15 protein-coding genes and 1 other annotated feature are annotated in these 14940 nt (G+C 33.2%); of the genes, 4 read left to right on the top strand and 11 right to left on the bottom strand.

The annotated features are described in order from the left end of the window. Positions 1-29 precede the first annotated feature (29 nt). From MHH85_RS05650 to MHH85_RS05635, 4 genes are all read right to left on the bottom strand, one after another. A complete protein-coding gene (locus MHH85_RS05650; RefSeq protein WP_193740254.1) occupies positions 30-1385 on the bottom strand; it encodes an amino acid permease in 1356 nt (451 codons plus the stop codon). A 58-nt stretch (positions 1386-1443) separates the two neighbouring features. After that, positions 1444-1682 (bottom strand) — a binding site (T-box leader). A gap of 176 nt (positions 1683-1858) precedes the next feature. Then, positions 1859-2470, bottom strand: coding sequence for a MepB family protein (locus MHH85_RS05645; protein ID WP_340706221.1), 612 nt, complete (start codon positions 2468-2470; stop codon positions 1859-1861). Continuing rightward, positions 2467-2856: a GyrI-like domain-containing protein gene (locus tag MHH85_RS05640; RefSeq protein ID WP_340706220.1), complete on the bottom strand. Its 390-nt coding sequence runs from the start codon at positions 2854-2856 to the stop codon at positions 2467-2469. The genes MHH85_RS05645 and MHH85_RS05640 overlap by 4 nt, the downstream gene beginning before the upstream one ends. A gap of 60 nt (positions 2857-2916) precedes the next feature. Next, positions 2917-3828 (bottom strand): helix-turn-helix transcriptional regulator, encoded by a 912-nt coding sequence (locus MHH85_RS05635; protein ID WP_340706219.1) that lies wholly within the window; start codon positions 3826-3828, stop codon positions 2917-2919. A 362-nt stretch (positions 3829-4190) separates the two neighbouring features. On the opposite strand from MHH85_RS05635, the gene cyoE reads away from it, so the two are divergent. Beyond that, a complete protein-coding gene (gene cyoE / locus MHH85_RS05630; protein ID WP_340706218.1) occupies positions 4191-5135 on the top strand; it encodes a heme o synthase in 945 nt (314 codons plus the stop codon). A 57-nt stretch (positions 5136-5192) separates the two neighbouring features. Here the strand turns inward: cyoE and MHH85_RS05625 are convergent, their stop codons facing one another. After that, entirely contained in the window at positions 5193-5765 is a 573-nt protein-coding gene (locus tag MHH85_RS05625) for a hypothetical protein (protein WP_340706217.1), read from the bottom strand. 524 nt (positions 5766-6289) lie between these two features. Here MHH85_RS05625 and MHH85_RS05620 point away from each other — a divergent pair. Beyond that, positions 6290-7168 (top strand): ComEC/Rec2 family competence protein, encoded by an 879-nt coding sequence (locus tag MHH85_RS05620; RefSeq protein ID WP_340706216.1) that lies wholly within the window; start codon positions 6290-6292, stop codon positions 7166-7168. Then, positions 7168-7383: a DUF3006 domain-containing protein gene (locus MHH85_RS05615; protein WP_340706215.1), complete on the top strand. Its 216-nt coding sequence runs from the start codon at positions 7168-7170 to the stop codon at positions 7381-7383. Before MHH85_RS05620 ends, MHH85_RS05615 begins: the two co-directional genes overlap by 1 nt. A 145-nt stretch (positions 7384-7528) precedes the next feature. On the opposite strand, the gene MHH85_RS05610 is transcribed toward MHH85_RS05615, so the two are convergent. Together MHH85_RS05610 and MHH85_RS05605 are read right to left on the bottom strand one after the other, a co-directional pair. Beyond that, the gene (locus MHH85_RS05610) at positions 7529-8362 is read right to left on the bottom strand and encodes an alpha/beta fold hydrolase (RefSeq protein ID WP_340706214.1); all 834 of its coding nucleotides are present in this window, start codon (positions 8360-8362) and stop codon (positions 7529-7531) included. A gap of 26 nt (positions 8363-8388) precedes the next feature. Continuing rightward, positions 8389-9243, bottom strand: a complete 855-nt coding sequence (locus MHH85_RS05605) for a GNAT family N-acetyltransferase (protein ID WP_340708126.1) — start codon at positions 9241-9243, stop codon at positions 8389-8391. Positions 9244-9432: 189 nt separating this feature from the next. Here MHH85_RS05605 and MHH85_RS05600 point away from each other — a divergent pair, with 189 nt between their 5' ends. After that, the gene (locus MHH85_RS05600) at positions 9433-9639 is read left to right on the top strand and encodes a KTSC domain-containing protein (protein WP_193740267.1); all 207 of its coding nucleotides are present in this window, start codon (positions 9433-9435) and stop codon (positions 9637-9639) included. Between the two features lie 203 nt (positions 9640-9842). Here the strand turns inward: MHH85_RS05600 and MHH85_RS05595 are convergent, their stop codons facing one another. The 4 genes from MHH85_RS05595 to MHH85_RS05580 all read right to left on the bottom strand — a co-directional run bounded on the left by MHH85_RS05595 (position 9843) and on the right by MHH85_RS05580 (position 14702). Next, on the bottom strand, positions 9843-10721 hold the full coding sequence (locus tag MHH85_RS05595) for a tetratricopeptide repeat protein (RefSeq protein WP_340706213.1): 879 nt from the start codon (positions 10719-10721) through the stop codon (positions 9843-9845). A gap of 430 nt (positions 10722-11151) precedes the next feature. Continuing rightward, a complete protein-coding gene (locus MHH85_RS05590; RefSeq protein WP_340706212.1) occupies positions 11152-12288 on the bottom strand; it encodes a hypothetical protein in 1137 nt (378 codons plus the stop codon). A gap of 327 nt (positions 12289-12615) precedes the next feature. Continuing rightward, positions 12616-13620, bottom strand: coding sequence for a restriction endonuclease (locus MHH85_RS05585; RefSeq protein WP_340706211.1), 1005 nt, complete (start codon positions 13618-13620; stop codon positions 12616-12618). 347 nt (positions 13621-13967) lie between these two features. After that, on the bottom strand, positions 13968-14702 hold the full coding sequence (locus MHH85_RS05580; RefSeq protein WP_227752101.1) for a polysaccharide deacetylase family protein: 735 nt from the start codon (positions 14700-14702) through the stop codon (positions 13968-13970). Positions 14703-14940 lie beyond the last annotated feature (238 nt).

Below are 14940 nucleotides of genomic sequence, written 5' to 3'. Positions count from 1 at the left end.
TATCTTCCAAGCGTTTTTTCCATTAAATATTAAGCTTCATTTTGATGCAAACGACCCTTATAAATATAAGTTATAGTAATGAAAATATAGATTGCTAGTGTAATACTAGTAACGATAATTGATGTTGTGAAAATAATACCAATCAGAATTGCACTTAAAGCAATAATGGCAAACCAAGTTGTATAAGGGAACCATTTAACGGCATAAGCACTCGTTTGCTCAGGCTGTTTTTTACGCGATTTCACATGAGCAATTGCAATGATTAACCATATACATAATACAGTATATCCTAGAGAACCCATTAGAAAATCAAAAGTCTTGCTCCCTGCAAACAATGAAATTAACACACCAATATATAGGACAGATGTACATAATAGTATTGAGTATACCGGTACTTTCTTTTTCGATAATTTTGAAAAGACTTTCGGAATACGCCCGTCCATAGCTTGAGTATATAGCACGCGTGATGAGCCATATAATCCAGAATTCATTGATGAAATAATTGCAAGTAACACAACCGCATTCATAATATGATCTGCCCCTGGGATACCGATCATTTTGAATACCATAACAAACGGACTTTCTGGTACTCCGTTAACTTCATTCCAAGGAATCAAGCTGACGATAATTAAGAATGGTACTAGATAGAAAGAAATAATTCGTACTAATGTACTGCGAACTGCTTTTGGCACCACTTTTTCAGGATTTTTCGTTTCAGCTAATGTGACACCAATAATTTCTGTTCCACCATAAGAATAAATAACTACAAGCATCGCAGTAATTAAACCTGTTGGGCCGTTCGGGAAGAAACCACCATGACTCGTTAGGTTAGAAAATCCAACAGCTGTATGATCACCGAAAGTTACGAGCAATAATATGAAACCGGCTATGATAAACACTATGATTACGGTAATTTTTATTAACGCAAGCCAGTATTCCGTTTCAGCAAAAGCTTTAACTGATAGTAAGTTGATAACTGTTACTAACACTGATACTGATAAAGCAAGTATCCAAATTGGGTAATCTGGTAGCCAATATTGTATGAAGATCGCAGCAACAATAGACTCAGCTGTGATGTTTAACACCCACATTTTCCAGTAAATCCAGTCTAAAAAATATGCTGGGTACTTGCCTAAAATCGATTGAACTAAATCTCTAAATGTCCTTGCATTGCTATTGCGGACTGCCATTTCAGCTAATCCTTGCATAACGAATAATAGAATGATACCACCAATTAAGTACGCTAGTAGTACTGATGGTCCTGCCATATCAATGGCTGCGCTACTCCCTTTAAATAATCCTGCGCCTATTGCTCCACCTAATGCCATCATCGTTATATGTCGTGAAGTCATTGTTCTCTGTAAATTTTGTTTGTCACTTTCCATATCCTTACCTCCATTAATCAAAAAAAGCATATCGTCTCTTCCTTCATCATCAAATGAAAGAAGAGACGATATGCCTTAAGCAAACCGCGGTACCACTCTTATTGGTTCTTATTCATGAACCCAACTTTAAAAACCTGGTAACGAAGGTTAAACGTTAAAATAAAAAGAATAGTCTGTCTATTTTTTTCACTCTACCACTCCTAGGCAAGTTCAAAGTATTATTGGACTGCGTTGCACCACCCCGCAGCTCTCTAGACCAAATAATGAGCTTTTACTACTCCTAATCATTGCGTTTTGAAATATTATTTCAGAAAATTTTAAATCAATATCCCATACTATACGGGCTAGTTTCATTTTTGTCAACACTTTATTTTAGAATAATTATTAAGTTATAAACCTTGTATACAATTTGGCCTAGAACGATCAAAATGGTTGCTTAAAATACAATACAAAAGTCTATATGCTAAGTATACCTAATATTTTAGACTGTAAAGAATCTTCGCACGAACACAGTCTACTGCTGTATTTCGAGGAATCTCTAAAAAATATTTTAGTTGCCATTTCTGTGTTTTTTTAGCTTGCTTGCTTATAGGCTTATCCCAAGGTGGATAAACGCGAATTGCACGTTTACCCCCTTGCCCTTTATTGGATATTATATCTTGCTTACATAAAACATCTTTTGGAAATACAAACTGACCAAATTGATCATCTTTTTTGACACTGATAACAAAGAAATCGACTGAATCTGATACGTCATAAGGTTGAATTGGTCCATCCCCAACCCTCTCCCACAAAGTCACAAATTGTCCGATTTTAGTAGGCGTTATCTTAGCTACGCGAAATCTAATCGAAAGATCATTTAACTTTAATACATAGGCTCCATATGCTGCATTTTGTGATTCAATTAGAGGTTGAGAACACACAAATCCACATGAGTTATAGACTAATCTCTTTGTTGCAATAAGGTTTTCATGTATTGCGGAGTCAGTCCAAGAATTTTGACGGCTAGATTCAACAGCTGTTAATTGTCGGTTTTTCTTATTTATCTGTTCACTCTCCTGGTAGTGATCAAACTTGATAGTCATAAATTGACCGATAGATAGATCTTAATACTACCGTCTTCACAATAATGCTCAAAATCCGTATTATAAGCTCTGTCGATATCACTTTTCCAGATTTTCTCCCAAGCTTTGAAAACACCTTTTGGATCCATATTGTCTACTTCTATGGCTAGGTAGTTATCTTCTGGAATTATGGTACTTACATCATTTGTATTTGGCTCTTCAGTACCGATATGTAGATCATAATCACCTGTAAAATCTCTTGAATAATTACTATAAACTGCATATATCTCACCCGTTAAATTTAATCGCAGAAACTCCTCCCACAATTTAATAATTTCTTCTGTATTTTGATTATTCGTTCTAACACTTTTTCCATAAATCTGTTTTTCATTAATTGCTGTATGCATTGCAATTCCTCCTTCTCGTTTATACAAGAAGAATATCATTCATAATATGACAACTGTCTGTCAGCTTTTATAAATAATTTCTATTTCATTCATATATTTATCTTTCAGCCATTGTGGTGAAAGAATTTTTACCTGTCTACCAAACATCATTATAAATGGCAGTATGTTTTTGTTAACGTCGTAATGAAAGGTGACCTTAATACGTCCATCCTCAAGTATCGATATTTCTTCTTCAGTAAAAAAATCATATAATTTCCCAAGTTCACTTTTTGAAAACAGTAATGTAATCTGCTCCACATTCGTATCGCTATTCGCTAAATAACTATTGTTATGATTATAAACTGATCTAGCCTTGTCCTTTATGACTACCATATTCCTTATTCTAGTTAACTTGAATAATCTCAAAGCCTCTTTTTCTTCACAAAAAGCCTCTAAATACCAGCTTCCATTCATAAAATTTAGTTTTATTGGCTGAATAATGCGATTAGATAAATTCGCGGTTTGTGACACATAAGAGATGCAAATTTTATGTCCATCTTCAATTACAGAAAGTATACTTTTTACCTTTTCTTTTGTTTCTTCTTCTATTGTTTCACGATGTAGTGTGGATGATAATACAGTAATTGGCGGATGATAGTCTTCATTATTTTCCTGCAATAGCTCTATTTTTCTTTGTAAAATTGATAATTGATGACTATCAAATAATTCACTTTTCAATGATAATCCTTCCAATAAGAATTTCTTTTCCTCTTCATTGAAGGTGAATTTATCTAATTGATAAGTATCGATTAGGGTAAATCCTCCATTCTTTCCTAAGTATGAAATAATAGGAATACCGATTGATGATAATGCATCCATATCACGATATACAGTTCTTTTACTTACTTCAAATTTAACCGCTAATTCTTCAGCAGATACTTTCTTTTTCTGCAATAAATAAATCAAAACAGAGAGCATCCTTTCAGTTTTCATGGTCTATATCTCCTCCAAATAGTTATTAATCTAACTTTAATAATATTCAAGGGGATTTCCAAATACATTCTGTAATTTCCCACTAGTTTACACGAATCAATTTTAAAGTTTTATTTTGCACAAATTAGTTATTTTCCATATAACGATAAATTCCGAATTATATCGTTTCAATATTCCAATAAAAATGATACACCTTCAAACAATGCATATGTGAAGAATTTATTACTTTTTTTGTGTCTAAAAAGTACTATCTACGTAGAATTATGCTCTGATTTACTGGAACTTTTGCAGTTTTTAAGAGATACTATAATATAGAGCTTTAAAAGTATTATTATTTATGATTAATAGGAAAGAGGTTTACAATGCAAAGTGATGTAAAAGTTGATCAGAGTGTAGAATCATCGTCCGAAACGATGCCGAAGCAACCTCTATCAAAAATATTAGCCCAAACGGTTAAGACTGGAATTATCAAATCAAATTTGATTCCTATGATTGCAGGATTAACATTAGCTTTATATAAAAATCAAATAAGCCCATTTGACAAAACTCTAGAAATTATATGCGCTCTATTTGGTTCTGCATTAGTAATTGGTGCAGCAGGTGCATTTAATAATTTATATGACCGTGATATCGATGCTGTCATGCAAAGAACAAAAAATAGACCAACTGTAACTGGTACAATCAGTGCTAAAACGGTCCTTATTTTAGCTATTGCAATGACGATTATCGGCTTAGGTGCTCTTGCTTACGCAACACCAATGGCTGCACTTATGGGATTCATAGGTTTATTTGTTTATGTGGTTCCTTATACAATGTGGAGCAAACGCAGAACTATATATAATACAGAAATCGGAAGTATCTCCGGAGCAATGCCTCCTCTAATTGGTTGGGCCGCAATATCTCAAGATATTACGCATCCTGCTATTATCGGGTTATTTGTATTAACTGTGTTATGGCAAATGCCTCACTTCTATGCAATCGCCATTCGTAAGCATGATGATTATAAAGCAGCAAACGTACCAATGCTTCCTGTCGTAAAAGGTATGCGCCGTACGTATATTCAAACAAATATCTATTTAGTATTATTAATAGGAGTTAGCCTTTTACTTGGTACATTAAGTATAGGCCTTATGTTAGTTGCTCTAATTCTAAGTATTTGGTGGCTTCTAATCAGTATTTCAGGAAAACGAAAAGAGAACCCGGAGAAATGGGCAAAATCAATGTTTATTTTTTCTCTATACCATATGACTATTTTATTCTCGACTATTATCATATACTCTCTAATCGGGATATTCTTTAATCTATAGAGTCTACACAACAAAACCAGCTAATGAGAAATTATTCTCGGAGCTGGTTTTTGTGTATTACTCTTCTTCTTTTTCAATCGTATTAAATTCCCCATCCGCATTTATGACGCTACTTTCTATCAACCCCTGAATCTCACTTACTTTTCCATTTTCCTTCAAAATAAGCTTTTTAGCATCTTTAAATTCGAACTCATAATACGAAGTTTCAGGATCCATTTCGGACATTTGGTAATAATTGACCTTACTTACTTCAATCCATTCATAATTACTTTCCTCTTTTGCAAAAACCCCTCGATAAGTAATGGTTTCATCAGTTATTGTGACAAACGACTTTGAGCCACCGTAAAAAAATATAGCACTGCCAATCAAGCAAATGACGGCCACCACAATCGAAGACTTTCTTAATTTAAATAAAAATAATAAAGACAATCCTAAAAAGATCAAAAACCAGCCAACACCATACACCCAATAATTAATCGATGGTACATATACAAGGCGAACACCATAATCATAATAAATTGTATGCGCAACTCCTAATGGTGCCAACAATATAAAAAAAGGAGAACATAACAGTGTACAAATGGCTAACACCATGAAAATATGACGTGTTTCATAGCTTTTATAGTGCATTTCAGACACACCTCTCAATTCTTTTTAGTTAAATAATCATCGATTGTAGGATATACACCATCTTCTCACTTTCTTACTATTTCAAGTGCTTCATACTCGAAACAATCTATAAGTGGTACAATTTTGAAATGCAATGTAACTCTATTATTAACTTCTATTCGACTTCGTACATCCCCTTTAAATACCAGCAGAGTATAAGTATTTTTATGCGAATTAAATTTCAGCGTAGATAGTTTCTTGTGTGATGTCTTCTGCTTCTTGTTTATTGTTTATTGTTTATTGTTCGTATAATACAATGCGAAATGATATACATCATGGTAATAATCATCATATAGCTCTTCAATATTAACTTGAAATTTGCTCAACACATCACCTCTTTTCATTACATACTAATAAGTCGTTTGACATTGACATTTGTTTCAAATTATTAGTAATTATTCTAAAAATAGTCTATTATCAAATAATTCTCACCTCCCTACAAATCAGGTACTATCAATGTTAAAGTGGTAAATGGAGGTTTTTATATGAAAAAAACAAGTATATTTATAGTTTTATTAATTGCTATAGGATTAATTTTTGAGCTTACGGACTCAAATGATTCAAACAAATCAACAGACCAGCCTTTTACAGGTAAAGCATCCGATGTCTTAGTACATATAATCGACATTGGCCAATGTGATTCTATTTTAATACAGTCCAAAAATGAAAATGTCTTAATTGATGCTGGTAATAAAGGGGCAGGTGATGAAGTTGTTGCTTACTTACAGAAGAATAATGTGAAAACATTAGATGCTGTTGTCTCTACTCACCCGGATGCTGACCACGTTGGCGGCCTCGCTGAAGTCATAGATTCAATAAAAGTTAAGAAAGTGTACGCACCAAAAGTAAGTCATACAACCATTGCTTATAAAAATTTCTTAACTGCTGTGAAGAACCAAGGTTTGAAAATTACACCAGCTAAAACAGGGGTGGAAATACCAACGAAAGAAGAAAATTTATCATTAAAATTCATTGCACCGGTTACTACATATAGTCAAAGTGATTTAAATGACTGGAGTGCTGTTTTACTTTTACAGAATGGTAATAATAAATTTCTATTTACTGGTGATGCTGAATTCCCTGCTGAAGATGATATGCTAGCAAGTAATTTAATACCACAAGTAGACGTTCTAAAAGTAAGTCATCACGGAGCTGAAGAAGCAACATCTGAAGCATTTTTGGCAAAAGCGAAACCAACTTATGCTGCCATTAGTGTAAGTGCTACAAATGGCTATGGTCATCCTACTACTATTACATTAAATCGACTAAAAGAAGTTGGCGCAAAAGTATATAGAACAGATAAACAGGGCAATATAGTATTTACATCCAACGGTTCAGAAATATCAGTAAAGGACAATCAATAATGAAAACTGGGATAATTGATCGTTTCGAAAGTCGAATAGCCGTCATAGAGTTTGAAGATGGTATGCAGGATATAGCCATTTCTGAATTACCGAATGGTGTCCAACCTGGCGATGTCTTAATCTTTCACCAAGGAAGAGTTACAATTGACCCTTCAGCAAGACATACACGAGATAAAGAAATCCAAGAATTAATGGATGATTTATTTGAAGATTAATACCGGTTAGCCAGGCGCTCTTTTTACGCCTGGTATTTTTATTTGTATCAATATGTATGTCAAATATAAACAAGTTTTTTCTTAAAGATAAAAGCTGCTGATGGAGAAAGTTAACACTAAACTCCAGCAGCAGCTTTCTTAAAATTTATAGTGTAGCCTTAACAAATTCAGCAAAATTCTCCTCTTCCTCTACGAATGGATAATGGTTGCTTTCATCGAACGTAAACAGCTGCGCATTTGGTATTAGCTCCGCCATTTCTCGTGAAAAATCATAAGGGCATTGTGTATCATATAATCCGCAGTATATGTATGTCGGAACAGTTATTTCTGGTAGCTGTGTTCTCAAATCATAGTTCTTTAATTCAACGTACGAATAGTAGTTTAGACGATCACTTACTACTTTTCCGCTATTTGGACGGTTAAAGTATTCATCATAGCGGTCTTTATAATAGATAGACATCTCAGTCCACTCGCGATTTAACTTTCGACGCTCTTCCAATGGCTTTTGTGGATCATTTAATTGTTGCATAATATCTCTAATACGTTCATTATTTTCATTGTCTTTGCAGTAAATACTACCTTTATGTCGCATATATTCGCTAGACGCTGCTGCTCCTCCTGCGATGACTTTTGTTAAAGATGCCCCCGCTAAAATAGCATATACTAGCGCTAACATGCCCCCTGTTGAATGCCCTACAAAAGCCCATTTTTCATGCTGTAGCGCTTCTCGAATGGCTTCTAAGTCCTTCACAGATTCTCTCATGTTTAAATCATGCTCTGTAAGAGATGGTGCAGATTGTCCTGCCCCTCTTAGATTCACTAAATATACAGTATGATGCTCAGTAAAAGGGTTTGCAACTGTGTTGCCATTACTGTTAAATTCACTATATAAATGTGTTACACAAAGTGGCGAGCCATCCCCCTTTACAAAAACTTCAAACGTTCCACGAGTTGTTTCGATTAATCGTTGTTCCCACATAATGATACCCCCTGTTATTTGAAAATTCACTTCATAAATACAAGTTCATGTACAATGTTGAAGCCTGCTGATCGGTATAACTGAATTGCACCGCTCTCATTCTTTTGAACAGTTAAAGAAATTACTGTAATCGAATTATATGTAAATAAAAAATCTAAACCACGCAATAGTAATTTTCTTCCTATACCTTGCTTACGAAACCGACCATCAACGGCAATATATTCAATCGTACCTTCTCCGTTCTCGGCATCTGCTTCGACATAGACATACCCCTTTAATCCTTCGTTATCACAATAACAAAATACAACTTGATTCTCATTCAGACGTGACAAAATCGTTTGTGCATTATAATACGTACCTGGAAAGGCTAAGTCATGTAAGTTTTGAAAGGCTTCGACATTAGCGGGATCCAATTGAAGTATTTCTTCCGTACTTTTAAACTTATGATTTTGACGGTCTTTATGTAAGATATAATGATGCCCTCTCATTTTTGCACCAACGTTTTTTGTAAAAGCTATCGCAACTTCATTTTCAACATTGATGAAAAATTGAGGATGTTTCAAAGGCATTGGCAGCTGATGACATAACATCATCCACATTTCAGGTAACAGCACTTCCGTTACTTCATTTTGAACAAACGGTCCCCATACTTCAGCAGATTGATCATCCTCATCGAAATCAAGCCCAATGGCTGCAACAATCTGTTCATTTTCAAGCGCAATAATCATAGACTTTTCAAAAGGTAAGTCTGAAAATTTTTGTCGTAATGTAGACTTTATTTCTTGCTCATCTTGACCACAGTGACCTATATGTCGCCTTGAAGTGGCATTGCAGCTGGATAAAAAGTGAGCAAGCTGCTCAATGTCTAGTGCTGTAGCCATTCTAATCACTTGGCATTCCCCCAATAGTAAGTATTTTTTACATTAATTTCGAATAAAAAAATGTATAGTATTCCATACTTAAACAGTAATTTATTTGAATTGGAAAAGTCAATATAATATTACAATATTAAACAATTACCTATCTTTTGAAAGCGCTTTCGTATATACTAAAATTAGGAGGGGATCGTAATGAATATGGTTTCTGTTACTTCATCAAAATTAGTAAATGTGGGCTTCGACCCTAGTGCAATGATTTTAAGAATCGAGTTTAAAGATGGTGTTTATGAATATTTCGGCGTTCCTGAGAGAATTTATAACGAATTGATGGAAGCTGACTCAAAAGGTATCTATTTTAAACGTAATATAAAAGATCGATATAGATTTGTCCGTGTTTAATATAAAAGATAGTATATTTTCAAAACATAAAAGCACATTCAAAGTGATTTTTCATTTGCCCATTGAATGTGCTTTTCCTGTTTATTTGATAAATCATTAAAATAAAGAAATTGATGATCTATCCACCTATAAATATCACTTACCTCTTTCCAAAAACGAAAAAACCTGATGAGTACTTTTCTACTCATCAGGTTTACCAACCATTAATAATTTCCTAAACGTTCGAGATGCTTTTTTGCTAATTCATCTCCCGCACTGATGGCACGTTCATACCAAACAATCGCACAATTTATATCCATCGGGACACCCATAGCAAATTCGTACATTTCTCCGATTCGCACCTTTGCACTTGCATCTCCTTGCATTGCTGCACACTTATACCATATTAGTGCTAAATCATAATCTACGGTTGTTCCAATTCCATTTTGAAACATATAACCCACATTATATTCAGCATCTACATTGCCTTCTTCTGCGGCCTTTTTATACCATTGAAAAGCTAACTCCTTATTTTCCTTTACCCCAATGCCTTGATCATACATATTCCCTAACCGATATTGCGCTTCTGTATATCCATTTTCTGCTGAAGTTTTATATAATATCAATGCTTGTCCCATATTCTCTTTTACACTAAGCCCTTGTTCATACATAATACCTAGAGTAAATTGAGCTTCTTTTACACCTGCATTCGCTGCTATTGTAAACCATTTAAACGCTTCATCCATGTCTTCTTTAACATATTCACCATTGAAGTACATATCAGCTAGATTATTGGCAGCGTCTGCATGACCTTGTAATGCTGCTCTTTCATAAAGTTGAAAGGCTTTCTCTATATCTTCCTGAACGCCAAGTCCTTCATAATAGTAATTAGCTAAACAAAACTGCCCTTCTGCGACATTTAATTCAGTGGCTAATTTATACCATTGAACCGCTTTGTCATAATCTTTAATATTATCGTAAAAATAGCCAATCCCAGTCGTAGCCGTTGCAAAGTCACCCAACAGCCCTTCCTGCATATACGCTGCGATTTGAGTGGATACATTAAAATCAATGTTTTGTATATCCTCATTTAATACAGCCATTAATGCGATCATCCTCTTTGCCAATTGCTTTTCTATATGAAACACCTCATCTATTTTGAAAATCGTTTATATCCTTTACACTCATATTTGCCAAATAACGTAATATGTATAACTAAAAACCATCTTCTATTCATATTTGATAGTAGATAGCTTTATCTATTATATATTTTATTTTTCCGTTAACAAAGTACGAGGTCTTTATTATTTAAATTATGACTTTTCTCTACTACATACACCAAGTTGAATATTTAGTATACATCAGTAAATTCAACGTTTCTCTATCTCATAATACTTGATTAAACCCTTGCTATTATAAGGTTTTGCATAGTACAACTTGTCGTTTACATAGTTAAATTTCTCTACTAATTTTGAGTGTCATTACAAAATAAAAAGCCACTAGCTTGTCTTACTTCGCTAGTGGCTTTACTTATTAATAATTCACTTTTAAAACGATACTTTCAGAAATACTAGGTTTTTTAACGGTAATATATAATTTACCGCCTTTACTACTTAATGTTTTTAATTTCATTGTATCTTTATCAGTAGTACTTACTGCTGAAGCTACTAGTTTTTTCTTTCTAGCATCTGCATAAACTTTTACAGTTGATCCCGCTTTTAAGTTAGAAACAAGTACTTTATCGTTTTTAGTACCTTTTTTATTAATCACTTTTACAGCTGAACTTTTAAGCTTTGTTGATTTTACTGAAGTTTTAAACGTGTATGAAACACTGTCATACAATGAATCCATCATATCTGCACTTACTTTTACATAATAAGTACCCTTTGGTAAATATACAGAACCAGTATATTTTCGTTTATCTTTTGTTACTTTTAAGCCTTTAACCGTTTTCTTTTTATCATCTAATACTTTCATTTTAAATTTCGTACTATGTTTTTGATCTGCATAAACTTTCAAGAAACCTGCTTGTGGAACAGTTACTTTGTAATAATCATCTTCATCAATAAGATTAAAAGATGCATTATATGTTTTGTTTAAATTGATTGGTGTTGCTTTTGAAGCTGAATTGTTTGATTCTTTTTCATAGTTGCTACCTGCTTTAAAAGATAATTTAGTACTGTATCCTTTATTTTTTCCAAAGTCTAATTTATATGCTAAAAGATAATATGTACCTTTCTTCAAACCAACAGAAATGGAATGCATTGATGGATCATACCAAGTAAGTTCTGAATTTATCGCATAACCAAATAATTCTACATCATTAAATGTACTTTCCAATTTTTCTAATGCTGATAGATCAAAATCTTTGATATCTTCTAATTGACTAATATCAAATTCATTTACTAGTAGAAGAGCTATTTCACGTTCTTTAGGATCATTTAGTTTCATCGTAAGTAAGCCGTCAGCTGGTACAGTTACTTTTATAATATCTGTGCCCATTTTGAATTTTCTATCAAGCATTTTTGATTTGTCATTTGTTAAAGTAACCGTATCAACCTCAGTTGTTGTTGCGGCTTTCGTCTTAGTTGTTAAAGCGCCAAATGCAAACGCGAAAACTACTACTAGTGCTAACATCATTTTAAAGAAATTTAATTGATTTTTTTTCATAATTATCCTCCAAATTTATCAATCTACTAAAATTATATACATAAATTTTTGACAGGTATATGGTTATTTAGGTGGATAATTAACATTTTGTTCGGCCATTAATACTGAATCATATGAAATGTTTATTTTCTTTAAATATCCAATTGATAAAAAAAGATGCTATCTATTAACTAGTTAGCTTTAGTATTTTAGATTTAGACTGTCGTTAAAATCATTGCTTCGAATTATTTATTTGCATAATAATGGAAACAGCTTTCGATATAAAGAGTTCTTTACACAAAAAAGTTACCCTGCTAAATAATAGCAGGATAACTTTTTGTTTTAACTTTAAGACTGAGCTAGTCTTCTCATTTCAAATTCTGTATATTTTTTCAGATTTTGATCAGAGTAATCATAAAAGTCTTGTAAATGTTCGGTCCATTGTTCATTTTCAATAGAGATGATTTTCTCTTTCAAAACTTGATCATTCCATATAGTCACTCGCAATGTCTCAGCTAACTCCAACGCATCCTTTGTTATAGCTGAAGTGGTTACTAAGATAGATGCTTCGCAATCATAATAAACTTTTTCTACTGCAATTTTATGTACTTCATCCATTTTCACTAAATTGATATCATTTATGCATCGGAATGCCACTTTGCCATTTGGCCCGTCAGCAAAAATATCTACTTTAAAGTCACTATCATCCCTAGCTAAACGTACATTTTCAAAATCAAGTTTTTGCAATTGTTTCGCCATATATATTTTGAAATCATATGGGCTCATTTGATGAATTTTTCGTTGGCTAAAGAAATTACTATCGTATTTCTTTTTAACATTTCTCACAAATTCATTCACTTGATCGATCTTAGTTGGCGTTTGGAATTTCTCATGGACTTCAGCTTCATTTGCAAATGGTTTCAATAAAGTAGCTTCTTCTTTTTTTATCTCTTTTAGACTTTTAATAGCAGCTATCCAGAAGTACCCGCCAAGCACAATAAATCCAATGGCAATGAGTTGAACAATAGGTTGGAATAGGAACTGACTATACAGTTCTTTTACTCCAGTGATATATTCGGATAAACTTTTGGGCGAATGTGTAAACAAAGTGATGAAAATAGGTAAGCATTCTAAGTAAAATGCTAACGCAAGGCTCTTCCACAGCTCTTTCATTGCAATATGGCGTCTCTTTCTTATGTCTGCTAATTCCTCAGATTTTAATATTTTCTCTTCTTGTAAAACAATTTTATGTATATTAGCTTCAGCACATTTTGGACAGTACACAATAATTTTCTCGTCTACTAACACCTCGGCAGCTTTCACTTTATGTATGTAACAACGATTTTCAGACATGCTAAAACAGCTCACCAACCTAAATAAGTAAATATATAGTCCTATTATTTTAATAATAATCGTAACCATTACTTATTATATAATAACTAAATGATTATTCAATAATATAAAAACACTACATTATTGGTAAATATTATACAAAAACACTATACAAAACACATACTTTAATTGGTTTTCAGACTTCTTTAGTCTCATCTCTAAAGAAGCTTAAAATTAAAATGAGTAAAAGCGTTTAGCAAATGCCTCCTTGCATCACCAAACGCTTTAGTAACTTTTTACTTAAATTTCTCGATTTATCAAATTCATTTTGGCGTTTTTTCATATCAATTATAAGCTGTTGAAGATCTCTAATTACTTACTTTTCCATTTACACTGGCAATAAGCTCAGATATTGTAACAAATTTATATCCTTGCTTTTGAAGCTCAGGTATTATTTTCTCAAGTGCCTTTAACGTTTGAGTCCGATTTCCACCACCATCGTGAAATAGTATCACATTACCTGGTTTCGAACCCTGCAATACTTTATTCACTATCTTTTGGGACCAAATCCCTTTCCAATCTTCCGTATCTTGGTGCCACGACCATATCACTACTTTATAGCCGTTTTTAGTGGCAATATCGATCATTTTTTCATCAAATTGACCACCAACAGGACGAAATAATACAGGAGAAAAGCCAGTAATACTGTAAATTATTTCATTTGTTTTTTTTAATTCTTCTTCAAATTTCTTTGGCGACGTCTTATAAGGGTGAGAATATGTGTGATTAGCTAATTCATGTCCCTCATTATATTCCCGTAAAACCAGCTCAGGGTGCTTCTCTGCCATTTCTCCAACAACAAAGAAAGTAGCTTTAGCTTTATATTTAGCGAGTAAATCTAAAACTTGCCCTGTATATTTTGGATGTGGTCCATCGTCAAATGTAATTGCGATAATCTTCTCTTCAGTATTTATATCCCAAAGCATTTGCCCTGATTCTTCATAATATCTCCGTCCCTTATCAGCAGCAATACTAAAACCAGCATAAAATACTGAGATGATTAAAGCGCAAACAGTTAGAATTAATATATTCTTACGAGTCAATACATCACCTACCAAGCTTAATAATTATTACAAAAACGCCGTTGTCTTAATATTTACTGAACGCGATAAATTATACTTTGCGAAAGTCTCTACTTCCTTCCATGATTTGTATTAACTAATTGTCCGGGCACTAAATTTTGTAGTGCAATTGCTTTGTCCTTAAGTGTAAGCTCGATAATTTTTTAGGTATAATTTTGTTATGTGAAGGAAAAATTAACTATTAAATATAATTTAACGT

It is taken from the genome of Viridibacillus sp. FSL E2-0187 (genome assembly GCF_038006425.1).
Lineage (GTDB): Bacteria > Bacillota > Bacilli > Bacillales_A > Planococcaceae > Viridibacillus > Viridibacillus arvi.
Note: the sequence above shows the minus strand (reverse complement) of the source record. Positions and strands in the feature narration are given on the sequence as shown.